General features: G+C 70.7%; 23 protein-coding genes, 3 tRNA genes and 1 pseudogene. 11 read left to right on the top strand and 16 right to left on the bottom strand.

The window, feature by feature from the left end; all coding sequences use genetic code 11:
• Window positions 1-221: 221 nt before the first annotated feature.
• Complete coding sequence (locus SRB17_RS18585; protein WP_323375870.1) at window positions 222-665, bottom strand: SSI family serine proteinase inhibitor; 444 nt, start codon at window positions 663-665, stop codon at window positions 222-224.
• A gap of 300 nt (window positions 666-965) precedes the next feature.
• On the opposite strand from SRB17_RS18585, the gene SRB17_RS18580 reads away from it, so the two are divergent.
• Window positions 966-1,056: transfer RNA gene (locus tag SRB17_RS18580), tRNA-Ser, on the top strand.
• A gap of 203 nt (window positions 1,057-1,259) precedes the next feature.
• A tRNA-Arg gene (locus SRB17_RS18575) sits at window positions 1,260-1,332 on the top strand.
• Between the two features lie 104 nt (window positions 1,333-1,436).
• On the opposite strand, the gene SRB17_RS18570 is transcribed toward SRB17_RS18575, so the two are convergent.
• Window positions 1,437-1,928: a MarR family winged helix-turn-helix transcriptional regulator gene (locus SRB17_RS18570; protein ID WP_153540155.1), complete on the bottom strand. Its 492-nt coding sequence runs from the start codon at window positions 1,926-1,928 to the stop codon at window positions 1,437-1,439.
• A gap of 98 nt (window positions 1,929-2,026) precedes the next feature.
• On the opposite strand from SRB17_RS18570, the gene SRB17_RS46395 reads away from it, so the two are divergent.
• From SRB17_RS46395 to SRB17_RS18530, 8 genes are all read left to right on the top strand, one after another.
• Window positions 2,027-2,395, top strand: coding sequence for an HGxxPAAW family protein (locus tag SRB17_RS46395; protein WP_228396134.1), 369 nt, complete (start codon window positions 2,027-2,029; stop codon window positions 2,393-2,395).
• 66 nt (window positions 2,396-2,461) lie between these two features.
• Entirely contained in the window at window positions 2,462-3,451 is a 990-nt protein-coding gene (locus SRB17_RS18560; protein ID WP_153540153.1) for a Bro-N domain-containing protein, read from the top strand.
• Between the two features lie 134 nt (window positions 3,452-3,585).
• Complete coding sequence (locus SRB17_RS18555; RefSeq protein WP_153540151.1) at window positions 3,586-4,479, top strand: DUF2797 domain-containing protein; 894 nt, start codon at window positions 3,586-3,588, stop codon at window positions 4,477-4,479.
• A gap of 225 nt (window positions 4,480-4,704) precedes the next feature.
• On the top strand, window positions 4,705-5,445 hold the full coding sequence (locus SRB17_RS18550) for a response regulator transcription factor (RefSeq protein WP_228396133.1): 741 nt from the start codon (window positions 4,705-4,707) through the stop codon (window positions 5,443-5,445).
• Window positions 5,442-7,055 (top strand): sensor histidine kinase, encoded by a 1,614-nt coding sequence (locus tag SRB17_RS18545; RefSeq protein ID WP_153540146.1) that lies wholly within the window; start codon window positions 5,442-5,444, stop codon window positions 7,053-7,055. The genes SRB17_RS18550 and SRB17_RS18545 overlap by 4 nt, the downstream gene beginning before the upstream one ends.
• 14 nt (window positions 7,056-7,069) lie before the next feature.
• Window positions 7,070-8,596 carry a bifunctional glycosyltransferase family 2/GtrA family protein gene (locus tag SRB17_RS18540; protein ID WP_153540144.1) on the top strand — a complete coding sequence of 509 codons (1,527 nt, stop codon included), beginning with the start codon at window positions 7,070-7,072 and terminating at the stop codon, window positions 8,594-8,596.
• Entirely contained in the window at window positions 8,593-10,812 is a 2,220-nt protein-coding gene (locus tag SRB17_RS18535; RefSeq protein ID WP_153540142.1) for an ArnT family glycosyltransferase, read from the top strand. The genes SRB17_RS18540 and SRB17_RS18535 overlap by 4 nt, the downstream gene beginning before the upstream one ends.
• Window positions 10,813-10,963: 151 nt before the next feature.
• Window positions 10,964-11,725 (top strand): TetR/AcrR family transcriptional regulator, encoded by a 762-nt coding sequence (locus tag SRB17_RS18530; RefSeq protein ID WP_323375868.1) that lies wholly within the window; start codon window positions 10,964-10,966, stop codon window positions 11,723-11,725.
• A gap of 82 nt (window positions 11,726-11,807) precedes the next feature.
• On the opposite strand, the pseudogene SRB17_RS46390 reads toward SRB17_RS18530, so the two are convergent.
• The 5 genes and pseudogenes from SRB17_RS46390 to SRB17_RS18505 all read right to left on the bottom strand — a co-directional run.
• Window positions 11,808-11,918, bottom strand: a pseudogene (locus tag SRB17_RS46390) (PPOX class F420-dependent oxidoreductase); the annotation flags it as partial.
• 89 nt (window positions 11,919-12,007) lie between these two features.
• Window positions 12,008-12,481, bottom strand: coding sequence for a PPOX class F420-dependent oxidoreductase (locus SRB17_RS18520; protein WP_153540140.1), 474 nt, complete (start codon window positions 12,479-12,481; stop codon window positions 12,008-12,010).
• Between the two features lie 49 nt (window positions 12,482-12,530).
• A complete protein-coding gene (locus SRB17_RS18515; RefSeq protein WP_153540138.1) occupies window positions 12,531-13,352 on the bottom strand; it encodes a YceI family protein in 822 nt (273 codons plus the stop codon).
• A 103-nt stretch (window positions 13,353-13,455) separates the two neighbouring features.
• The gene (locus tag SRB17_RS18510) at window positions 13,456-16,023 is read right to left on the bottom strand and encodes an MFS transporter (RefSeq protein WP_153540136.1); all 2,568 of its coding nucleotides are present in this window, start codon (window positions 16,021-16,023) and stop codon (window positions 13,456-13,458) included.
• 13 nt (window positions 16,024-16,036) lie between these two features.
• Window positions 16,037-16,552 carry a MarR family winged helix-turn-helix transcriptional regulator gene (locus SRB17_RS18505; RefSeq protein ID WP_153540134.1) on the bottom strand — a complete coding sequence of 172 codons (516 nt, stop codon included), beginning with the start codon at window positions 16,550-16,552 and terminating at the stop codon, window positions 16,037-16,039.
• Window positions 16,553-16,759: 207 nt separating this feature from the next.
• On the opposite strand from SRB17_RS18505, the gene SRB17_RS18500 reads away from it, so the two are divergent.
• Complete coding sequence (locus SRB17_RS18500; RefSeq protein ID WP_153540132.1) at window positions 16,760-16,957, top strand: hypothetical protein; 198 nt, start codon at window positions 16,760-16,762, stop codon at window positions 16,955-16,957.
• 16 nt (window positions 16,958-16,973) lie between these two features.
• Here SRB17_RS18500 and SRB17_RS18495 read toward each other — a convergent pair whose 3' ends face one another.
• From SRB17_RS18495 to SRB17_RS18455, 9 genes are all read right to left on the bottom strand, one after another.
• Window positions 16,974-17,705: a hypothetical protein gene (locus SRB17_RS18495; protein ID WP_153540130.1), complete on the bottom strand. Its 732-nt coding sequence runs from the start codon at window positions 17,703-17,705 to the stop codon at window positions 16,974-16,976.
• 73 nt (window positions 17,706-17,778) lie between these two features.
• Window positions 17,779-18,717: an RNA polymerase sigma factor SigF gene (locus SRB17_RS18490; protein ID WP_153540127.1), complete on the bottom strand. Its 939-nt coding sequence runs from the start codon at window positions 18,715-18,717 to the stop codon at window positions 17,779-17,781.
• Window positions 18,718-19,043: 326 nt separating this feature from the next.
• Window positions 19,044-19,934 carry an RNA polymerase sigma factor SigF gene (locus SRB17_RS18485; protein ID WP_153540125.1) on the bottom strand — a complete coding sequence of 297 codons (891 nt, stop codon included), beginning with the start codon at window positions 19,932-19,934 and terminating at the stop codon, window positions 19,044-19,046.
• Window positions 19,935-20,066: 132 nt separating this feature from the next.
• A complete protein-coding gene (locus tag SRB17_RS18480; RefSeq protein WP_153540122.1) occupies window positions 20,067-20,360 on the bottom strand; it encodes a Dabb family protein in 294 nt (97 codons plus the stop codon).
• A gap of 10 nt (window positions 20,361-20,370) precedes the next feature.
• Window positions 20,371-20,550, bottom strand: a complete 180-nt coding sequence (locus tag SRB17_RS18475; protein WP_153540120.1) for a hypothetical protein — start codon at window positions 20,548-20,550, stop codon at window positions 20,371-20,373.
• Between the two features lie 172 nt (window positions 20,551-20,722).
• Window positions 20,723-20,807 (bottom strand) — tRNA-Ser (locus SRB17_RS18470).
• An 81-nt stretch (window positions 20,808-20,888) separates the two neighbouring features.
• On the bottom strand, window positions 20,889-21,320 hold the full coding sequence (gene tadA, locus SRB17_RS18465) for a tRNA adenosine(34) deaminase TadA (protein ID WP_228396132.1): 432 nt from the start codon (window positions 21,318-21,320) through the stop codon (window positions 20,889-20,891).
• A 56-nt stretch (window positions 21,321-21,376) separates the two neighbouring features.
• The gene (locus SRB17_RS18460; protein ID WP_323376038.1) at window positions 21,377-21,913 is read right to left on the bottom strand and encodes a hypothetical protein; all 537 of its coding nucleotides are present in this window, start codon (window positions 21,911-21,913) and stop codon (window positions 21,377-21,379) included.
• A 316-nt stretch (window positions 21,914-22,229) separates the two neighbouring features.
• Window positions 22,230-22,472, bottom strand: coding sequence for a hypothetical protein (locus tag SRB17_RS18455; RefSeq protein ID WP_323376053.1), 243 nt, complete (start codon window positions 22,470-22,472; stop codon window positions 22,230-22,232).
• Window positions 22,473-22,748: the final 276 nt, after the last annotated feature.

The following is a 22,748-nucleotide window of genomic DNA, read 5'->3' as shown; positions in this document are numbered from 1 at the left end:
CCACGGCCTCCGACTCCGCGAGACCTTCGCGGGACCTTTACGGGACCGGTGATTTCGCCGGGCAAGCCTGCGAGCCGGCCCGCTGGGGGTGACCGGCGGTGCGGGCGGGGCGGGGCTGTGGGTCGTTGGGCTGGTGGGGAACTGGTGGGGGCTGGTGCGGACCGGTGAGCCGGTGGGCCGGTGGGCCGCCTACGGGCTTGCTGGCTGACAGGCTTATGGGCCTACGTCGCCGGACCCGGCTTCGGCAGCAGTGGCACCATCCGGTCCCACCGTCCGATCTCGCATCCGTTGCTGCGGTCGTAGGCGGCATCGACGCTGCGTCCGGCCCAGGTGCCGGTCACCCGGGCGGTGGCCGGTCCGCCGTAGAGCATGGTGCAGAGGGTGCCGGGCGGCACCGGGGCGAAGAGGTCCCGCCCCCACCGCGTGTGCTCGTCCAGCGCCCGGCAGGCCTCCGCCGCGTCCGGGCGTGTCCCGTCGGCCGGATGACAGAACAGCTCGTACGTCCCGTCCTGCCCGGACCCGGCATGCTGCACGACGACGGTGAGGTGATCACCGGCCCGGTCCTCGGGCCGCACGGGCGGCGGCACGACGGGCGCGGCGACGGCGGGCACGGCGCAGAGGGCGGTCAGGGCGGTCAGGGCGGATACGGCGGAGAGAGCGGACACGGCGGCGAGGGCGGGCGAGCCACCGCCATGCACACGCCACCCCCGACCACGAAAGGCACGCCCCGCATCCCGCTGACGTGCTCTGCGCCCCTGCCCCCGCTGCTGACCCGGCTGAAGGTGAGAAACCATGCCCTGACCAACGCCCCGGCCCCCCGGACGTTGCGTCTGCGCCGCGCCGTGCGGAAGCCCTTTGCCCTGTGACCCGACTGCCTAGTACCGTGGGAGCCGATTGGTGACAGGCCGCGTGGCTGTGTCATCATCTGCACGCACCACTCGCGCGCTCGCGTGAGCGGTTGTGCTGGAGGCGTCGCCTAGTCCGGTCTATGGCGCCGCACTGCTAATGCGGTTTGGGCCTTAAAGCCCATCGAGGGTTCAAATCCCTCCGCCTCCGCACCGATCCCGAAGCCCCGGTCCCCAGGACCGGGGCTTCGGCGTTCCCGCCCTCGACCACGCCCCACCCCGGATCTGGGCGTTTCCGCAGGTCACAAGGGGTTTGCCAAACGGATTTCACATGTCGGCGGCAGTCATGTAATGTTCTTCCTGTCGCCGGGACGGGCCGAAAGGGCCGAAACGGAGACAAGAACAAAAGAACAAGCACTCGTAGCTTAACGGATAGAGCATCTGACTACGGATCAGAAGGTTGCAGGTTCGAATCCTGCCGAGTGCACACAGGTTAGAGGCCCCGGAGAGATCCGGGGCCTCTGGCGTTTCGGCCGGGCGTGGCGGGCGACCGCTACGGCAACTGCGTGATCGAATTCGCCGCACCCTCGGTCAGCACTCCTCGTCGGGGTCGTTCCGGTTCAGCTTCTCCAGATATTCGTGCGCCAGCGTCGTGGCCCGGGTGAACCAGTCCGTGATGACCGCCAGTTCTGCGGGGGAGTAGTCGGCGAACAGGGCCGTCAGGCGTTTGTAGTGGCCCGCGTACACCGCCTCCACGCGAGTGACGGCATCCGGTACGGCGGCCACGCGGACCCGGCGTCGGTCGGCGGGGTCGGGGCGGCGGGTGACGTAACCGGCGCGTTCGAGGCGGTTGAGGATGCCGGTCACCGCGCCGGTGGTCACGTGGGCGCGGGCGGCGAGGTCGCCGGCCGTCAGCAGGTCGTCGCCGGCCTCCAGGACGAAGCCGAAACAGGTCAGGTCCGTGATGTTCAGGCCCAGCCGCCGGGCCAGCTCCTGCTGTCCGATCAGGTGGGCGGCGATGAGGTGGTCCATCGCCGACAGCGCCTGTGCCGGAGTGGCGGGTGGTCGCGGCATGCCGTGCATCTTTCGGAATCCCTTAGCTCGTGAGATATTCGGTTGAGAGAACTTCTTAGTCCGTGAGGGAATCTGATCTGTCTGGTTCTCGTTCCCGGGGGTGCTGTATGAGTCTGTACGACGAGGGTCACACGGTCGCCGGCTGGACCGGCTTCGGCATCGCGACGGTGGGAAGCGGTGCGGTGGGGGTGGGCGTGTGTACGGCCTCGCTCCCGCTGGTCGCGGGCGGGCTCGCCGTGGTGGCCGTGAGCGTCTTGGTGACGTGGGTCCTGCATCTGGCCGGCTGGGGCAAGCCGCCGGGGGCGCGGCTGCGGGGGCAGTGGGGGATGCGGGTCCGCGACGCGCAGGCTCGGAACGGGCATCCCGGGTGCGTCAGCTGTCGGCTGGCGGGGCGCGGGCGGAGGGCGGTCGTAGTGGCTGCGGGGGCGGGGCGGCCGACGGCTGGTGAATCGATACCTCTGTCACCTATCGAGTGAATGTGCTTTCGGCGAACGGAAGTTGGTGATCGCTGTCCCTAGCTTCCGGGGTGGAGGTGATGCTCGATGTACGAGCAGAACGAGAGCCTGTCGGAGCAGACGGAGCAGCCGGTGGCTCAGAAGCGGGACGCGATCGAGATCAGTGACTTCGTGTACGCGGCCACAGGGGCGCGGCTGCGGAGACTGACCATGCCCGACGGCACCCACTGGTTCCCGGCCGGCGACGTGTGCAGGCACCTGGGATACGCGCATGTGGGATCCGCTCTGCGCAATGTGGCCGACGCGACCAACTTCGCCCGTGCCGAGAGTGTGCTCCAGAAGCACAGTCTCAGCATTCCCGCAGGTCGGGAGTGGCGGCGAGACATGAATCTCGTGAATCTTCAGGGCTTGATCCGGTTGGTCAACGGTTGCACGAAGCCGGAGTCGGCTCCGTTCAAGGCGTGGGTTTCCCACATCATCGAGACCATCCAGCGCGACGGCTCCTACAGCCTCGACCCCGCCCCCGTGCAACCCGCTCCGGACGGGGCCACCGCCTACCTCATGCCGCAGCAGGTCGCCGACGCGATCGTCCGGCTGGAGGAGCGGAACATCCGGGCGGACGAGGCCCTGGCCGTCGCGCAGGTCGAGCGGATCGAGGAGATGCGCCGCACCAACGACCACCTCGGCCGCACCAACGACCACCTCGCCGTCCTCACCGACCGCGTCGGCGGTGTGCACCACGTGCTCGGTCGGATCGCCGACACCCTCGACCTCGTCGCCGACCGGCTGCGGCCCTCCAGCCCGGCACCGCCCCAGCAGACCATGACCCCCCAGCGTCTCTTCGCCACCTGGCGGGCGAAGAACCTGGTCGTCACCGAGGACGTGCACGCCGTCGCCGCGTATCTCGCCCCGGCGCTGGTGCGCGGGCCGGTGCACTGTCGGCTGGAGGAGGTCGCGGAGCGTACGGGGCTCACGCTGGACCGGGTCCATGACTGCGTGCGCATGCTGATCAAGCGAGGGTGCGTGCGACAGGCCGGGGTCGCTGCGGAAGGGGTGCCGGTGTACGTCCTGCCGTAGAGCGCGTGCCGCAGAGCCGATGGCAGGCAGGCCCGAAGTCGCAAAATCAGGTTGCGGCTTCGGGCCTTCGCACACCCTAAGCCTCTTTGCCGCCCGGAACCCGTTGTCAGACCCAACCCATACCCTGACGAGTGATGGCACAGGTACAGGCATGGAAGTGCACCGGACTTCGCTGGTCGCCCGACGGCCCCGTGCTGGTGTGGGACGGCGGGCGGCGTAGTGCGCTGCACTGGGGGAAGCGGGTCGGTTTCGCCGTGCCGGAAGGGGGTGTGCGGACGTGTGTGGGGGCGCGGGGGCATGCCTGTCCGGTGCGGGCCGTGGTGCCGGGGCGGAGTACGGGGGCTCGGTGCGAGGAGTGTGCGCGGTTGGACCGGGCGCACTCCGTGGCCGCCGACACGATCGCCGACGACCCGCGGCCGTACCGGGTGTATCTGGCGTGGTTCGGGCCCGGGATGGTGAAAGTCGGGATCACCGCGGTCGAGCGGGGCTCGGCCCGGCTGCTGGAGCAGGGTGCCGTCTGTTTCAGCTGGCTCGGCACCGGCCCGCTGATGGCCGCCCGCCGCACGGAGGAACTGCTGCGGGCCGCGCTGAACGTGCCGGACCGGATTCCGTACGCCGAGAAGCGCGCGGTGCGTTCGGCGTTGCCGGGGACCGGGGAGGAGCGGGCGGCGGAGGTGCGGGAGCTGCATGCGCGGGCCGTGGCGCTCAGCGGATGGCCCGAGTCCCTGCGGCCGGAACCCTGTGAAGTGGTCGATCACATGGGGGTGTTCGGGCTCGCCGATGGTCCGGGCGCTCTTGGGGAGGTGGTGGAGCTCGTCCCGGGGAGCGGTGTGAGCGGTGAGCTGGTCGCGGCCGCCGGGCCCGATCTGCATCTGACGGTCGCCGGAGGCCGACCGGGGGTCGTCGTCCTCGACACCCGGCTCATGACCGGGTGGGGTCTGGTGCCACCGGCCGCTTCGGATGCGGATACGAGTGGACTCACCTTCCCTGTCCGGGAGTTCAGACAACAGCCGGAGGGCCTGTTCTGAGGAGCGGTGGCGGGATCACCCGGCGCACCTCGCGGCCAAGCGGCATGGCCGAGAGCGCTGGTACGAGCGGTACGCGATCCACATCGCCAGGGTCGAGCGGGCGGCGCGTCTTCGCGCGGGAGTGAGTGTTTCCCAGGGGCTGCCTGAGAGGTGCCTGTGTGTTTCTCAGGGAAATCACAGATGGGGGAAAGCCTCTTCTCAGAGGACCCGGACAGGGTGTCCACCATGACCACGACCTCGCCCCAGGGGCGCACCGAACTGCTGAGGCCGGACGGGAGCCCCGTCCGAGTGCTTGTGGTGGACGACGAGCTGTCGATCACCGAACTGCTGAGCATGGCTCTTCGTTACGAGGGCTGGCAGATCAGGAGCGCGGGGGACGGGCAGGGAGCCATCCAGGCCGCCCGTGAGTTCCGGCCCGACGCCGTCGTGCTGGACATGATGCTGCCCGACATGGACGGGCTCTCCGTCCTCGGGCGGCTGCGGCGCGAACTGCCGGACGTGCCCGTGCTCTTCCTGACCGCCAAGGACGCGGTGGAGGACCGTATCGCCGGGCTCACGGCCGGCGGTGACGACTACGTCACCAAGCCGTTCAGCCTGGAGGAGGTCGTGGCGCGGCTGCGGGGGCTCATCCGCCGGTCCGGGGCCGCCGACCGACGGTCCGACTCCGTGCTCGTCGTGGGCGATCTGACCCTCGACGAGGACAGCCACGAGGTGTCGCGGGACGGGGAGTCCATCCATCTCACCGCCACCGAGTTCGAGCTGCTGCGCTTCCTCATGCGCAACCCGCGGCGCGTGCTCAGCAAGGCGCAGATACTGGACCGGGTGTGGTCGTACGACTTCGGCGGGCAGGCCAACGTCGTCGAGCTGTACATCTCCTATCTGCGGCGGAAGATCGACGCCGGGCGTGAGCCGATGATCCACACCCGGCGTGGGGCGGGTTACCTGATCAAGCCCGCCGCGTCATGAGCGGGCGACGACGGCCGGGTCCGCGGAAGCGACGAGCGGGACAGCCGCGCACCCTGCGGGCGCGGCTCGTCGTCGCTTCCGTGGTGCTGATCGCCGTCGTGTGTGCGGTGATCGGGACGGTGACGACGCTGGCGCTGCGGACTCATCTGTACGACCAGCTGGATGGGCAGCTGCGTGAGGCCGTGGCGCGTGCGTCGGGCGACTTCGCGCCGCCCGGCCCGGACAAGGACGCCGGCCTGCTCGGCCAGGGCATGCAGCAGAACCCACGCCGCAAGGCGACCGACCTCAGCGAGTTCGTCAAGCACGGTCCCCAGCCCAGCGGCACGGTCGCGGCCACGGTCGTGGGCGGCTCCGTCACCGGCGGCAAGGTCGGCAAGAAGTCCACGTCGACGTTCGACATGAGCGCCAGGGACCTCACCGACGCCCAGAAGACCGCCCTCGGCGAGGTCGTCCAGGACGGCAAGGCGCACAGTGCGGAGCTTCCGGGGCTCGGCACGTACCGCGTCCAGTACAAGAGCGGCTACTACGTCGCCCTCCCGACCAAGGAGGCCGACGGCACGATCAACACCCTCATCCTCGTCGAGATCAGCGTCACCGCCGCCGGTCTCATCGCCGCCACCCTCGCGGGGACCGTGATCGTCGGTGTGGCCACCCGCCCCCTCCGCAAGGTCGCCGCCACCGCCACCCGTGTCTCCGAACTGCCCCTGCACACCGGCGAGGTGAAGCTCAGCGAGCGGGTGCCGGAGTCCGAGTGCGACCCGCACACCGAGGTCGGCCAGGTCGGTGCCGCGCTCAACCGGATGCTCGACCATGTGCACGGCGCCCTGCACGCCCGGCAGCGGAGCGAGATGCGGGTACGGCAGTTCGTCGCCGACGCCAGTCATGAGCTGCGCACCCCGCTCGCGTCCATCCGCGGGTACGCGGAACTCACGAGACGCGGGCGGGAACAGGTCGGCCCCGACACCCGGCACGCGCTGGGCCGGATCGAGTCCGAGGCCGGGCGTATGACCCTCCTCGTCGAGGATCTGCTTCTGCTCGCCCGCCTCGACGCCGGCCGGCCGCTGCAGTTCGAGCAGACCGATCTCGTCCCGCTCGTCGTGGACACGGTCAGCGACTCCCGCGCGGCCGGCATGGACCACAACTGGCGGCTCGACCTGCCCGACGAGCCGGCGCTCGTGTCCGCCGACGCGGCACGCATCCAGCAGGTGCTCGTCAACCTGCTCGGCAACGCCCGCAAGCACACACCACCCGGTACGACCGTGATCGCGCGCGTGCAGCGGCGCGGGCCGTGGATGTGCGTCGACGTCGAGGACAACGGGCAGGGCGTCCCGCCGGATCTGCTGCCGCACGTCTTCGAGCGGTTCGCGCGCGGGGACTCCGCGCGGTCCAGGGCGACGGGGTCCACCGGGCTCGGACTGGCCATCGTGCAGGCGGTCGCGGCCGCGCACGGGGGTGCCGTCACCGTCGACAGCGTGCCCGGGCGGACCGTGTTCACCGTGCATCTGCCCGCGCTCGCACCGGCCGTTCCGCGGCCCGCGCCCGAAACGGACTGGCAATCACACTCACAGGCACAGCACAGTGCCACCACATGGGTGCGACAGGGCGCTTGAGTTGAGTCGGTTCCATGCGAACCGACACTTCTCCCGGCACCCTGCCGGCGCGGGAGCACCTCCCGGCCGGAGACGCCGGTACGCCTGTCCTGGACGTAGTGATCCCCGTCTACAACGAGGAGAAGGACCTCCAGCCGTGCGTCCGCAGACTGCACGAGCACCTCACGCGCACCTTCCCCTACGCCTTCCGCATCACGATCGCGGACAACGCGTCCACGGACAGCACCCCACTGGTCGCGGCGCGGCTGGAGGCGGAGATCCCCGAGGTCGCCAACTCCCGCCTGGAGCAGAAGGGCCGGGGGCGGGCCCTGCGGACGGTGTGGTCCGCGTCCGAGGCGCCGATCCTCGCCTACATGGACGTCGACCTGTCCACCGACCTCAACGCCCTGCTGCCGCTGGTGGCGCCGCTGATCTCCGGCCATTCGGACCTCGCGATCGGCTCCCGGCTCGCCCGCACCTCCCGGGTCGTGCGCGGCTCCAAGCGTGAGTTCATCAGCCGGGCCTACAACCTGATCCTTCGCGGCTCGCTCCAGGCCCGGTTCTCCGACGCCCAGTGCGGATTCAAGGCCATCCGGCGCGATGTGGCGCAGCTGCTGCTGCCGCTGGTGGAGGACACCGGCTGGTTCTTCGACACCGAGATGCTGGTGCTCGCCGAGCGGGCGGGCCTGAGGATCCACGAGGTGCCGGTCGACTGGGTCGACGACCCGGACTCCACCGTGCACATCGTGAAGACCGCGACCGACGACCTCAGGGGCGTATGGCGGGTCGGCAAGGCGCTGGCCACCGGTTCGCTCCCGCTGGACCGGCTCACCCGGCCCTTCGGCGACGATCCGCGCGACCGCGATCTGACCAACGTGCCCAGGGGACTCGCCCGTCAGCTCGTCGGCTTCTGCGTCGTCGGCGGCCTGTCCACCCTCTTCTACCTCCTCCTCTACAGCGCCTTCCGGCAGTTCTCCGGCTCCCAGATCGCCAACGCGCTCGCCCTGCTGGTCTCCGCGATCGCCAACACGGCCGCCAACCGCCGGCTCACCTTCGGGGTGCGCGGCCGGGGCGGCGCCGTACGGCACCAGGCACAGGGCCTGGTCGTCTTCGGCATCGGTCTCGCCCTGACCAGCGGTTCCCTGGCCGCCCTGGACGCGGCCGGCGACCACCCGGCGCACTCCACCGAACTGGCGGTCCTCATCGCCGCCAACCTCGCCGCGACCGTGCTGCGGTTCCTGCTCTTCCGCGCCTGGGTGTTCCCGGACCGCGGTGAGTCCGACGCGGGCTCGACGGTCGCATCCGGCAGCGGTTCGACGGTCGTCGCCTCCCACACCCTCTCCTCGCCGACCTACGACACGAGCACGACCCCGCCGTACGGCACGAACGCCCCGTACGCACCGCTGCCCCAGCGCCCGGTGCCGTACCAGCAGTCGTACGGGCAGCCCCACCAGACCACCCAGGTCCGCGCCGGTGAAGCCGCGGACGGCCGCTGGAGGGACGCGACGATGCGACTGCAGCCGGTGCGCCCTCACGACACAGATCCGGGGGATCCCCGATGACCATCCACCAGGAGAGCGGTACGACCGTCTGGGGGCCGCCGCCCACGGCACCCCCGCACCCGCACCGGGCGGCCGGTGAGCCCAAGGAGCCGTTCCTCCGCAGACTGTGGCGCGGCCGCCCCGAGGATCCGCGCTGGGTGCGCCCGGCCTTCCTCGGCCTGCTGGCCGCCACCCTGCTGCTCTACCTCTACAACCTCAGCGCCTCCGGTTACGCCAACTCCTTCTACTCGGCGGCCGTGCAGGCCGGCAGCACGTCCTGGAAGGCGTTCTTCTTCGGCTCGCTGGACGCGGGCAACGCCATCACCGTCGACAAGCCCTCGGCCTTCCTGTGGCCGATGGAGCTGTCGGTGCGGATCTTCGGCCTGAACTCCTGGGCCATCCTCACGCCCGAGGTGCTGATGGGCGTGGGCACGGTGGCCGTCGTCCACGCGGCCGTACGGCGCCGGTTCAGCCCGGCCGCGGGTCTGATCGCGGGCGCGGTGCTCGCGCTCACCCCCGTCGCCGCGCTGATGTTCCGGTTCGACAACCCGGACGCGATGCTGGCCCTGCTGATGGCGCTGGCCTGCTACTTCGTCGTACGGGCGGTGGAGGACGGCCGGAGCAGGTGGCTGGTGTGGGCCGGGACCGCGATCGGCTTCGCCTTCCTCGCCAAGACCCTGCAGGCCTTCCTGATCCTGCCTCCGCTGGCGATCGTGTACGCCGTCTGCGGTCCGGTGAAGCTGCGGAAGCGGCTCGGTCAACTCGCCCTCGCCACGGTCGCGCTGGTCGTCGCCGGCGGCTGGTGGGTCGCGGTCGTCGAGCTGTGGCCGGCCTCCTCCCGCCCCTACATCGGCGGTTCGCAGAACAACAGCTTCCTGGAGCTGACCTTCGGCTACAACGGCCTCGGCCGCATCAACGGCGACGAGACCGGCAGCGTCGGCGGCGGTGGCGGCGCGGGCGGTTCGGGCCGCTGGGGCGCCACCGGCTGGGACCGCATGGTCAGCTCCGAGATCGGCGGCCAGATCTCCTGGCTGCTCCCGGCCGCGCTGATCCTGCTGGTCGCGGGCCTGTGGGCGACCCGGAAGCTGGGCCGTACGTCCGTGACGCGGGCCTCGTTCCTGGTGTGGGGCGGCTCGCTGCTGATCACCATCGTGGTCTTCAGCTACATGGCGGGCATCTTCCACCAGTACTACACGGTGGCGCTCGCGCCCTACCTCGCGGCCGTCGTCGGCATGGGCGCCGGGCTGCTGTGGGAGCGGCGCACGGAGACCTGGGCGTCGACCACCCTCGCCGCGTCCGTGGTGGCCGCGGCCACCTGGGGGTACGTCCTGCTCAACCGCACCTCCGGCTACCTCCCCTGGCTGAAGTGGCTGGTGCTGATCGGCGGCATGGCGGCCGCGCTCGGTCTGATCTTCGCGGGCCGGATCTCCCGGCGGCCGGCCCTCGGGGCGGCGGCGGTGGGCCTGGTGGCCGCGCTCGCCGGTCCGACGGCGTACACCCTCAGCACGGTGGACTCCGCGCACACCGGCTCCATCCCGACGGCCGGTCCCGCGGGCGCGAGCATGATGGGCTTCGGCGGCGGCCGGGGGCCCGGCGGGGGCAACGGGGGCGGCACGCGCGGCGGGTTCGGCGGTGCGATGCCGGGGCAGCAGGGTCAGGGCGGGCAGGGCCAGCAGAACGGCAACGGCTTCCCTGGTGGCGGTGGCATCGGCGGTGGCATGCCGGGCCAGAACCAGCAGCAGGGCAACGGCAGCACGCAGGGCCGGGGTCAGGGGCAGGGCCAGGGCCAGGGCCAGAACGGCAACGGCTTCCCCGGTGCCGGCCAGAGGGGCGAAGGCGGTATGGGCGGCGGTGGCGTCGGCGGCCTGCTGAACGGCGCGAATGTCTCCTCCGCCGCCAGGCAGCTGCTGGAGAAGGACGCCGCCATGTACACCTGGGTCGCCGCGTCCATCGGCTCCCAGAACGCGGCCAGCTACCAGCTCGCCACCGGTGACCCGGTGATGGCGATCGGCGGCTTCAACGGCACCGACCCGTCCCCGACGCCGGCGCAGTTCAAGAAGTACGTGACGGACGGGAAGATCCACTACTTCATCGCCGGCGGAGGCATGGGCGGTGGCACGGGCGGCACCGGCAGCGGTACGTCGTCCCAGATCACCTCGTGGGTCGAGAGCAACTTCAAGAAGGTCACGGCCGGCTCGGCCACCTTCTACGACCTCACGCAGAAGAAGAGCGGCTGACAGGCGGGATCCTGCAGAGGCGGGGGTATGGATATGCGCGCGGGTGCGGGTTCGACGTGTTTTCCCGCGCCCGCGCGGTGACAGCCGCACATCGATACAGCCCCGCGCCCCTTAGGTTGGTGCAGTGGGCGGAATCGAGAAAGGTGCGCCCGTGGTGAAGGACGCAGGTCGGTCGGCGCGGGCCAGTGTGTGGCTGGAGGACAAGGCCCGACGGAGCGGTCGCGGCGGCGGCCAGCCCTCCGGGCTCGACCGGACGCGGATCACCGACGCGTCCGTACGACTGCTGGACGCCGAGGGGCTGGCGAAGTTCTCCATGCGGCGGCTGGCGGCGGAGCTGCATGTCACCGCGATGTCCCTGTACTGGTACGTCGACACCAAGGACGACCTGCTCGAACTCGCCCTGGACGCGGCCTTCGGAGAGCTGCGGCTGCCGGATCCGGACGCCGGGGGTGAGGACTGGCGCGAGCAGCTGCGCGGGCTGGCCGTCGAGTACCGGGCGCTGCTGGTGCGCCACCCCTGGCTGTCGCCGCTGGCGGGGCGCTACCTCAACATCGGCCCGAACGCGCTGGCGTTCTCCCGCGCGGTCCAGCGGGTCGTGCGCCGGGCGGGGCTGCCGGCGCACGGGGTGACGGGGGCGATCTCGGCGGTCTTCCAGTTCGTGTACGGCTTCGGCACGATCGAGGGCCACTTCTTCGCCCGGATCGCGGACACCGGGCTGAGCCCCGACGAGTACTACGAGCAGGCCATGGCCATGGTGACCGAGGCCCCGGCGACCGCCGAGGTCGTCGAGGAGTCGAAGGACCTCATGGCGGCCCGAGGCGGTGACACGGTCGCCGACATGATGGACCGGGACTTCACCTTCGCCCTGGACCTGCTGATCGCCGGCATCGAGACGATGGTCGACCGAGGCTGACCCCCACCTACCCCTCGTCCGCCACCAGCCGTGCGCAAACCCTCCGGTCACCACCGGCCCCCACATTCCGGCGGGCCGGTGTTCACTCCCCGCCGGATGCCAGCCGTGCCGGAAATCCCCCCGTGGCCACCGGGCCCCAGCGCTCCGGTGTGACCCGGATGATGGACTTGCCCTGCTTGACCATGGCCTCTCGGGCCCCTTCTTGCCTGCGCCCCTCGCACTGCTTCGCAGGCTTCGAGGCGCTGGGCCGGACTCCGTCCGTCGGTTCCGGCGGGCCGGTGTTCACTCCCCGCCGGATGCCAGCCGTGCCGGAAATCCCCCCGTGGCCACCGGGCCCCAGCGCTCCGGTGTGACCCGGATGATGGACTTGCCCTGCTTGACCATGGCCTCTCGGTACTCGTCCCAGTCGGGGTGTTCGCCGGCGATGTTGCGGTAGTACTCGACCAGTGGTTCCACCGATTCCGGCGTGTCGATGACCTCGGCCGTGCCGTCGATCTGGACCCAGGGGCCGTTCCATTCGTCGCTCAGGACGAGCAGGCTGACCCGGGGATCCCGCTTGGCGTTGCGGGTCTTGGCCCGTTCGGGGTAGGTGGAGACGACGATCCGACCCGAGTCGTCCACCCCGCAGGTCAGCGGGGAGGCCTGCGGTCCGCCGTCGGCGCGGCGGGTGATCAGCAGGGCGCGGTGGCGGGGCCGTACGAAGTCCAGCAGCTCGTTCAGCGATACACGGGTGTTGGTAGCGATGTTCGGTGCCATGGGGGCAGCCTAGGGGCAGTGTGCGCCCCTGTGGCTGACCCTGCGGTGCCTACGCCTGGGGCAGCGTGTCGCCCTGCACCGCCTGGATGTCCAGCTCCACCTTCAGCGTCGTACCGATCGCCGCGATGCCCGCCTGGAGAACCTGGTTGTAGTTCATCGCGAAGTCCTCGCGGTGCAGTTCGGCGGTCGCGCGGAACGCGGCCCGGGTGCCGCCCCAGGGGTCGGCGCCGGTGCCGAGGTAGGCGAGGTCCAGGTCGACGGGGCGTACCACCCCGTGCATGGACAGTTCGCCGTGGACGGTCCAGCGGTCCGAGCCGGCCGCCGTCAGCCCGGTGGACCGGTAGGTGATCTCCGGGTGCTGCTCGACGTCGAGGAAGTCCGCGGACTTCAGGTGCCCGTCGCGCATGCCGTTGCCCGTGTCGATGGACGCGGCCTTGATCACCGCCTCCACGCGGGACTTGGTGACGTCGTCCGGTGCGATCTCGATCGTGCCGCCGAACTCCGTGAACCGCCCGTGCACGCTGGAGATCCCCAGGTGCTGGGCGACCGCGGCGACGGAGGAGTGCACCGGGTCGATGGTCCAGGGCCCGGGCGGCGGCAGCTCCGTGCCGCCCTGCCGGGCCAGTGTGACCGTGCCGACCTCGGCCCGGCCGCTGGCGGTGACGATCGCGGAGGAGGCCACGGGCGCGTATCCGACGGCCGTCACGATCACCGTGTACGCCCCCGGCGCCAGCTCGGTGGCATCCCGTACGGCTCCCTCGGCGTCCGCCTCGGCGCGCAGCACCTGCGTACCGGTCATGTCGGTCACCGTGACGACCGCGTGCGACACGGCCCACCCGTCCCGCGTGCGGATCTTCGCGGTCAGTCCCATCCCGTTTTCTCCCTGCAAAGCCTTACACATTGGTCATATCGAATCGGCCCGTGGTGCGCGCCGTCCACTCTGCGGCGGCGCGCACCACGGGCCGTGGGCCGAACTACTCGCCGGGGTGGGCGAGTTCGATGTCGTGGCCGTCCACTCCGGCGCCGGCCACGGTCAGGGCCGTCGCCGCCGGCGGGTAGCCCGTCGCGATGACGGTGTACTCGCCGCTGTCCAGGTCCGTGAAGGCGTACGCGCCGTCCACGCCGGTGGTGGCGGTGCCGACCACGTTGCCCGCCTGGTCGACGAGGGTCACGCGGGCGTCGGCCAGCGGACCGTGCGGGGCCCTGACGACACCCTGGAGGCGGGCGCCGGCGTCGAGGTCGATCTCGATCCGGGTGAGGCCGGTGCCGCCGATCTCGACGGGCACGGCGCGCGGCCGGAACCCGCTCGCGTTGACCGCCATGGTCACCGTGCCGGGCACCAGGTCGGTGAAGGCGAAGTCGCCCTGCTCGCCGGTGGCGGCGGTGGCCAGCAGGTCGCCGCGCACGTCGGTGACGATCACCATGGCGTCCTTGACGGGCAGCGCGCTCCCCGCGGCCCGGACCACACCGGTCAGCCCGCTGGTGCCGCTGAGCAGGATGTCGTACGACAACGGCTCCTCGCCCACCACGACGGTGGAGGCCTGCGGCTGGTAGCCGTCGGCGGAGGCGATCAGGACGTACGACCCGGTGCCTGGGGCGTCGACGGAGTAGGAGCCGTCGGCCTGGGCGACCGCGCGGCCCAGCTGGCGGCCGGACAGCGAGATCAGGGTGACCGCCGCCTGTGGGACCGGGGCGCTCTCGGCGCCGCGGACGAAGCCGTGCACCGGGGTGCCGCCGCCCGCGCCCGTGCCGGGCTCGGCGATCGTGGCGACGGCGGTCAGCTGCCGGGTGGCGGTCGCGGTCGACGCCGCGTCCTGGAAGCGGTCCGCCGAGACGACGGGCTCGGCCCAGCTGGGCACCTTCTTCTCCTCGGCGGGTTCCTGCACGGCGTTCTCCAGGGTGGTCTCGACGGGGGCGGCGGTCGGGTCGGCCACGCGGGCCTCGCCCTCGGCGGCCTGCGCGAGGGCGCCCTTGGTCCTCAGCGGGACCTCCTTGATGAACAGCGTGATCAGGAAGGCGACGGCGGCGAGGCAGCCGGCGATGAAGAAGACATCGGCGATGCCGTGGCCGTAGGCGCTCTCCAGCAGCGTCCGGATGGGCGCCGGGAGCTTGTTCATGTCCGGGATGCTGTCGGTCGAGCCCGAGCTGCCGGCCAGGGCCGCCCGGTACTTGGGGCTCAGGGCGGACACGCCGTCCTGGACGTAGTGCGTGATCCGGCGGGACATCACCGCACCCAGCGCGGAGACGCCGACCGCGCCGCCGAGGGAGCGGAAGAAGGTGACCGTGGAGCTGGCCGAGCCCAGGTCGGAGGGGGCCACCTGGTTCTGCGTGGCGAGGACCAGGTTCTGCATCATCATGCCGATGCCGAGACCCAGCAGCGCCATGAAGATGGCCATCTTCCAGTACTCGGTGTCGTACCGGATGCCGCCGAGCAGCACCAGGCCGGCCGTGACCAGGACGCCACCGCTGACCAGCCACGCCTTCCAGCGGCCGGTGCGGGTGATGAACTGACCCGAGACGGTCGAGGAGACGAACAGACCGCCGATCATCGGGATGGTCATGACGCCCGACATCGTCGGGGACTTGTCGCGGGCCAGCTGGAAGTACTGGCTGAAGAACACGGTGCCGGTGAACATCGCGATACCGACGAACAGCGAGGCCAGCGACGCCAGCGTGATGGTGCGGTTCTTGAACAGGCGCAGCGGGATGATCGGCTCGCTTGCCTTGGCCTCGACGAGCACGAAGAGCGCGCCGAGGACGATCGAACCGCCGACCATCGCGTAGGTCTGCCAGGAGATCCAGTCGTACTTGTCCCCGGCGAAGGTGACCCAGATCAGCAGCAGGGAGACGGCGGCGGAGATGAGGGTGGCGCCGCCCCAGTCGACCTTGACCTCCCGCTTGACCACGGGCAGGTGCAGGGTCTTCTGCAGCACGATCAGCGCGATGACCGCGAAGGGGACACCGACGTAGAAGCACCAGCGCCAGCCCAGCCAGGAGGTGTCGGTGATGACACCGCCGAGCAGCGGGCCGCCGACGGTGGCGACGGCGAAGGTGGCGCCCAGATAGCCGGAGTAACGGCCGCGCTCACGCGGGGCGATCATCGCCGCCATGACGATCTGCGCCAGGGCGGACAGGCCGCCGACGCCGATGCCCTGCACCACACGGCAGGCGATCAGCATGGCGGGGTTCTGCGACAGGCCGGCCGCCATCGAGGCGACGACGTAGATGATCAGGGCTATCTGGACGAGAGCCTTCTTGCTGTACAGGTCGGCGAGCTTGCCCCACAGGGGAGTGGCCGCGGTCATCGACAGCAGGGCGGCGGTGACCACCCAGGTGTAGGCGGACTGGCCGCCGCCGAGGTCCCCGATGATGTGCGGCAGGGCGTTGGAGACGATCGTGGACGACAGGATCGCCACGAACATGCCGAGCAGCAGCCCGGACAGGGCCTCCATGATCTGCCGGTGCGTCATCGGGGCGTTGGCGTCCGCGCCTCCCCCGTGCTTGGCGTGAGCCCGCACACCGGCTGGTGTGGTCGTTGCCATGGGCTTCCTTTTCCTACGAGTTTGCGGGTGTACGGGTGGTCTCTTCGACCACGGGAGTGCTCTCCTGGACCGCGGGCGCGGGGAGCCGGACCGGGACGGACCGGCAGTCGCCGAAGGACGCGCGCAGGCGGGTCATCAGCCGGATCAGCTGGGCGACCTCGTCGTCGGTCCAGTCGGCGAGCCGTTCGGCGAGCAGATGCGTGGTCCGCCGGGACAGCTCGTGCAGCTGCTCCAGGCCCGTGGGCGTCAGGCGCAGGATGCGCGAGCGCTTGTCCGCGGGGTCCGGGTGCCGCTCGATCCAGCCGCGTGCGGCGACGTGCGCGACATGGCGGCTGGTGACCGACATGTCCACGGCGAGCAGCTCGGCGAGCTTGCTCATGCGCATGTCTTCGTGGCGGCCGAGCAGAGTCAGCACGGCGGCCGAGCCGGCCGGACAGTCGGGCGGCAGGATCCGGCCCATGTCCCGTTTCACGGCTCCGACGGCGCTGAGCTGACGTGCCAGCTCTTCGAACTGCGCCTGCTCGGCCATCACACCTCCCGTGTTCGTTGCTTGAGGCAACCATAGGCGTGTTTGGTTGCTGCAGGCAAATAAACGAGGGGTCCGGCGGCGTAAAAACTTGGCAAAGGCAAGTATTGCATCCGTAAATATGCAGGTCGGTGCGGGTGAGGTGCCCCCCTCTGTCCCGGTGGCCCCCCACTTGGGCGGCCCGGCCCGTCTTCGCTAAGGTCTCGGGCCATGGCTAACACCCAGGGCCCCCAGGGCAATTACGACCCCGCCGGCAGCACCCAGATGTTCCGCGCGTTCGTCGACGAGGCCCCCCAGGGCCGCCAGCAGCAGGCCGCGGCCCCCTCCGGCCCGCGCATCGGCCTGATCATCGGCGTCATCGTGGCCATCGCCGTGGTGGCCGGTGTCGCCTGGCTGGCGATGAAGTAGGACCGGCTTCCGGCGATCACTTCCACCGGACGGACACGTCCCGCGTCTCGATGTGCATGCCGAGCGGCACGCGCCAGGCGTCGACGCACACCGTCCAGGTGTGGTCCTCGTGCGCGCCCGGCGCGATCGGCACCGGGAGGTCCACCGTCGAGTCGACCGTCCCCCAGTCGATACCGAGCGCGCCGATGACGTGCGTCCCGAAGGTCACCGATCCCGAACGCACGGCCGTGCCCCCGGAGTTCTCGAAGCCGACGGTCACCTTCTGGCACCAGCGCTGATCCGCCGGCTCTGTCGTGGGGTCGCCCCAGGAGAGGTCGGCGGGTGTGGGCGCCTTGCTGCGGCCGGGGCTGGGGGCCGGGGCGGGCGAGGTGGCGGGCGGTGTCGTACGACCGCCCGTGCCGGTCGGGCCGGGGGTGGCGGGGGAGCCGTCACCGCCGGGGCCGGTTGCGGTCCGCTCCGGAGCGTCCGGGCTGCCCGAGGCACTTGTGCCGCCCGAAGCCGCGGCGTCGCCAGGGGATGTACGGCCGCCCCCGCTCGTGTTCTTCCCTCCGTCGAGCGGCACCAGCGTCACCGATCCCGTCGGGGTGACGGAGCCCGGCACGCGCTGCCCCGAGCCGACCGCGACATATCCGCCGCCCGGGCCGTGCGCCCCGCACGCGGCCAGCACCCCGCCCAGGACGACGACGGCCGCCGACGCTGCCGTAACGGCGCCCCGGCGGCCATGAGTCCATGTCGTCGTACGCAGCATCGGGCCATGGTGGCTGACACCACGTCAGATGGGAACCCTCGCGCAGGCCTGAACGGGGCTCCCGGACGAACCCTCAGTCCGAGATCAAGCCCTCCCGCAGCTGCGCCAGCGTCCGGGTCAGCAGGCGCGAGACGTGCATCTGGGAGATGCCGACCTCCTCGCCGATCTGGGACTGGGTCATGTTGGCGAAGAAGCGGAGCATGATGATCCGGCGCTCCCGGGGCGGGAGCTTGGCCAGCAGGGGCTTGAGCGACTCGCGGTACTCCACGCCCTCCAGGGCCGTGTCCTCGTAGCCGAGCCGGTCGGCGAGCGAGCCCTCGCCGCCGTCGTCCTCGGGGGCCGGGGAGTCGAGGGAGGAGGCGGTGTAGGCGTTGCCGACCGCGAGGCCGTCGACCACGTCCTCCTCGGAGACGCCGAGCACAGCCGCCAGCTCGGTGACCGTCGGGGAGCGGTCCAGCTTCTGGGACAGCTCGTCGCTCGCCTTGGTGAGGGCCAGGCGCAGCTCCTGCAGGCGGCGCGGGACGCGCACCGACCAGGACGTGTCCCGGAAGAAGCGCTTGATCTCGCCGACCACCGTGGGCATGGCGAAAGTCGGGAACTCCACGCCCCGTTCGCAGTCGAAGCGGTCGATCGCCTTGATCAGGCCGATGGTGCCGACCTGGACGATGTCCTCCATCGGCTCGTTGCGGGAGCGGAAGCGCGCGGCCGCGTAGCGGACCAGCGGCAGGTTCAGCTCGATCAGGGTGTCCCGGACATAGGCCCGCTCGGGGCTGTCCTCGTCCAGCGCGGCGAGCCGCAGGAACAGGGAGCGGGACAGGGTCCGGGTGTCGATGTCCCCGGAGGCCGGCGGAGCCGGGAGGTCGGCGGCCGCCGGAGCGGTCGGGGCCGGCACGGCGTCGAGGGCCGTGACGCCCTCGATGCCGTCGAGGACGTCGAGTGCGTCGAGCTCCTTGGGCGCTGCCTCGCTCGGCGCGGGCGTCAGCACCTTCGAGCTGCCCTGGTCTGCGGACATGCCACCCCCTTTGGGTCGCGGGACGGTCGTGGCGGCGCCGTCTTGACGAGCAACGCAGCCTTCACCTGAATACCGGCGCCGAAGGCCCGGCAAACGCGTCTCCCGCAGAATGTCACATGTCGGCAACACGCTGTAGTGACATGTCGACATGTGAGAAGTGAATCGGCCCTGGAAAGACGGGGTCTGACACTCTTTAAGGGCGCAACTGTCGGCATCTGTGCTGGTGAGCGATTCGCTCTCGATGGTGAGGCATCGATCGGGTTTGCGATGCAGGGGGTGATCCCGGGCGTGCTTCCGTGCGCCCGCTGTGCTCCGCCCCGGGCGTTCTATGCGTCGATGCGATTCGCCGAGCGCAGCCGCTGGAAACTGCGGGCGAGGAGGCGGGATACGTGCATCTGGGAGACGCCGAGTTCCGCGCTGATCTGCGACTGGGTGAGATTGCTGTAGTAGCGCAGGAGAAGGATTCGCTGTTCGCGTTCCGGTAGCTGGACGAGGAGATGGCGGACCAGGTCGCGGTGTTCCACGCCGTCCAGGGCGGGGTCCTCGTAGCCGATCCGGTCCAGCAGGCCGGGCAGTCCGTCGCCCTCCTGCGCGGCCTCCAGCGAGGTGGCGTGGTACGAGCGTCCCGCCTCGATGCAGCTCAGCACCTCGTCCTCGCTGATCCTGAGCCGCTCGGCGATCTCGGCGGTGGTCGGGGAGCGGCCGTAGAGCGTGGTGAGGTCCTCGGTGGCGCTGTTGACCTGCACCCACAGCTCGTGCAGCCGGCGCGGCACGTGGACGGTGCGGACGTTGTCCCGGAAGTAGCGCTTGATCTCGCCGACCACGGTCGGCATGGCGAAGGTGGGGAACTGCACGCCCCGGTCCGGGTCGAACCGGTCGATGGCGTTGATCAGGCCGATGGTGCCGACCTGGACGACGTCCTCCATCGGCTCGTTGCGGGAGCGGAAGCGGGCGGCGGCGTAGCGCACGAGCGGGAGGTTCGCCTCGATCAGCGCCCCGCGTACCCGGTGGTGCTCCGGCGTGCCCGGGGTGAGTTCCTTCAGTTCGGCGAAGAGGACCTGGGTGAGGGCTCGGGTGTCGGAGCCTCGCCGTTTCTCGGGGGTCTCGTCAGTGGTGGCGGGGGCGGGTGTGGCCGCCTCCTCCTGGGGCGGCGCAGTGCTGGCCGACACAGTCAACGCCACCTCTTCATCGCTCAATGATCGGTCAAAAGCGGTCATAGCATCACAAGACATGTGCACTGTGTGCAAGCACCGGATAACGTCGTGTTGAGTTCAAACGCCACCAAGTTGGGGACTGAGACGCACGAAAGCCCCCCGCCGTTGCGGCAGGGGGCTCCCGGGTGGAAGTGGTCAGAATTCGTAGTCCGCGATCACCCACGTGGCGAACTCGCGCCACAGCGCGACGCCCGCCTGATGGGCCGGGTGCTCCAGATAGCGCTTGAGGGCGTCGGCGTCCTCGACCGCCGAGTTGATCGCGAAGTCGTAGGCGATCGGCCGGTCGCTGATGTTCCAGCCGCACTCCCAGAAGCGCAGCTCCTCGATCCGGCCGCCGAGGGCCCTGAAGGCCTCCACTCCCGCCACGACCCGCGGATCGTCGCGCTCGACGCCCTCGTTGAGCCTGAAGAGGACCAGGTGGCGGATCATGGGGTGTACCTCAGCTCTTTCCTCCGTTGGCGACCCAGGTCATGAAGTCGCCGATGGCCTTGGCCGCGTCCGATATGCCCTCGAAGCCTATCTGGACGTAGTCGGCCGCCTTGGCCGGGTCCGTGATGATCACGTACAGCGCGAAGACCACGAGTGCGTATACGGCGATCTTCTTGGCGTTCACCGCCACCGCGGCCTCCCCTGTGCTTGCGCCTTGTGAGCCCCTGCTGCCGGGCGCGAGTGTAGCTTCACGCCCTTTTCAAGGACCAACGGCCCGCCACCGGAGGTCTTTTGCCGGGTCCGCGCGTCCGGTCCCCAGGATGCACGAAGGGCCCCGTCTCTCGACGGGGCCCTTCCACAAGCGGTAGCGGAGGGATTTGAACCCTCGGTGACTTGCGCCACACTCGCTTTCGAGGCGAGCTCCTTCGGCCGCTCGGACACGCTACCGAGGGAGACCTTACAGCACAGGGGGGCGTGCTCCGAAATCGGTATTCACCGGTCCCGGCACCGGTCCCGGCAGTGGACCCGTCACCGGTCCCGGAAGAAGTCGGTGAGGAGCCGGGAGCAGTCCGCCGCGAGGACGCCCTCGACGACCTCCGGACGGTGATTGAGCCGACGGTCGCGGATCACGTCCCACAGCGACCCCGCCGCGCCGGCCTTCTCGTCCCGGGCGCCGTAGACGACCCGGTCGAGGCGGGACTGGACGATCGCGCCCGCGCACATCGTGCACGGTTCCAGGGTGACCACGAGCGTGCAGCCGGTCAGCCGCCACTCCCCGAGCAGGGCGGCGGCCCGCCGGACGGCGAGGACCTCCGCGTGGGCCGTGGGATCACCGGTGGCCTCGCGTTCGTTGTGCCCGGTGGCGAGCACCGTCGTTCCGTCCCGGGACAGCACGACGGCGCCGACGGGGACGTCCCCGCCCCGGACGGCCCGTTCGGCCTCGGCCAGGGCGAGTCGCATCGCGGCCCGCCAGCGGTCGCGTACCGGGTCCGGTGCGGCGGACGGCTTCTCGGTCGTCAGCGGACGGTCTCCAGGACCTCCGAGGCGCCCAGGGCCTCGGCGATCGTGCCCAGCGCGTCCTCGGCGTCCAGCGAGCGCAGCTCCTTCTCGCTGATGCCCAGGTCGTCGAGGATCTGGCTGTCGCCCACCGGGCTGTGCGGAACGGCGTCGGCGGCGGTGCCGTCCTCGTCGTCCTCGTCGGACTCGGACTCGCCGTCCTCCGTGCCGTCGAGGTCGAGGGAGTCCAGGTCGGGTCCGTCGTCCGAGCCCGGCTCCCGGCCGAGCAACTCGTCGGTGAGCAGCAGCTCGCCGTACGCGCTGCGCTGCGCGGCGGCCGCGTCCGAGACGTAGATCCGCGGGTCGTCCTCACCGTCCACGCGGACGACGCCGAACCACGCGTCCTCCTGCTCGATCAGCACGAGCACCGTGTCCTCCTCGGGAGAGGCTTCCCGGGCCAGGTCGGCAAGATCCGACAGGGTCTCCACATCGTCGAGCTCTGTGTCGCTCGCTTCCCACCCGTCTTCGGTGCGCGCGAGCAGTGCGGCGAAGTACACCGTGACTCTCCCACTGGTCATAGGCGTGCCGGTTGGGGGTCCCCCCGGCGGAGGTACATGGGCGGGGAGAGCTGGGCTCCGAGCCCCACCCACTCGGAATCGTGGCAGAAACAAGGCGTTCAGGGGACGTCTTCGGCGCCCTGTGTCTTGCAGCCACCTGCGGATCGTACGCGGCTTTTGCAGCCGCTCACGCACGCCCCACCTGCCAAACCCCGGTGTGGGCGCGGATCTTCCTCACCCAGCAGAACTTCCTTGCGGGTTCTTGCTCCAGAGGGTTGCCAAGAGGATTCCCAAGCGTGTTCCTCCCGCAGTCGGTCTACCAGCGGAACGTCCGCATGCGCATCGCGTGGCGCAGCCGTGCGGCCTTGGCGCGTCGCGGCTGGACCCGGGCGCGCAGCTCACGGGCCTCGGCGAGGTCACGCAGGAACTGGGCGCGCCGACGCCGACGCTCGGCGTCCGTCTCCGGTACGGCCGCACCGCGTATCGCGGGCTCTCCGGCGCCCTCGGTTTCCTGGGCGTCCCCGGGTGAGTTCCCAGGAAGGTCAGACCGGCCAGGCACGTCACACCACCCCAGTTCCGTCCCTCCCACTTTCCCTCGTACGGCCGCGTCGACGCCAGGGCCGGAGGAGTGCCGGTGGTGGGCGCGCCGGGGTGGGTGGCGGGGTTCGGTCGCGGGTATGCCGGGGCGGTGGGGGCCGGTCGTGGCTGTGCCGGGGCAGGTGGGGTTTCGGTGGCGGGTAGGCAGGGGCGGTGCGGGTTGCGGTTGTGGGTACGGCCGGGCGGTGCGGGTTGCGGTCGCGGCTACGGCAGGTGGGGGTTTCGGTGCGCCGGGGCG

It is taken from the genome of Streptomyces sp. RB17, assembly GCF_009604455.1.
Classification (GTDB): domain Bacteria; phylum Actinomycetota; class Actinomycetes; order Streptomycetales; family Streptomycetaceae; genus Streptomyces.
The sequence above is the reverse complement of the archived record's forward strand: the minus strand, read 5'-3'. Positions and strand labels throughout refer to the sequence as shown.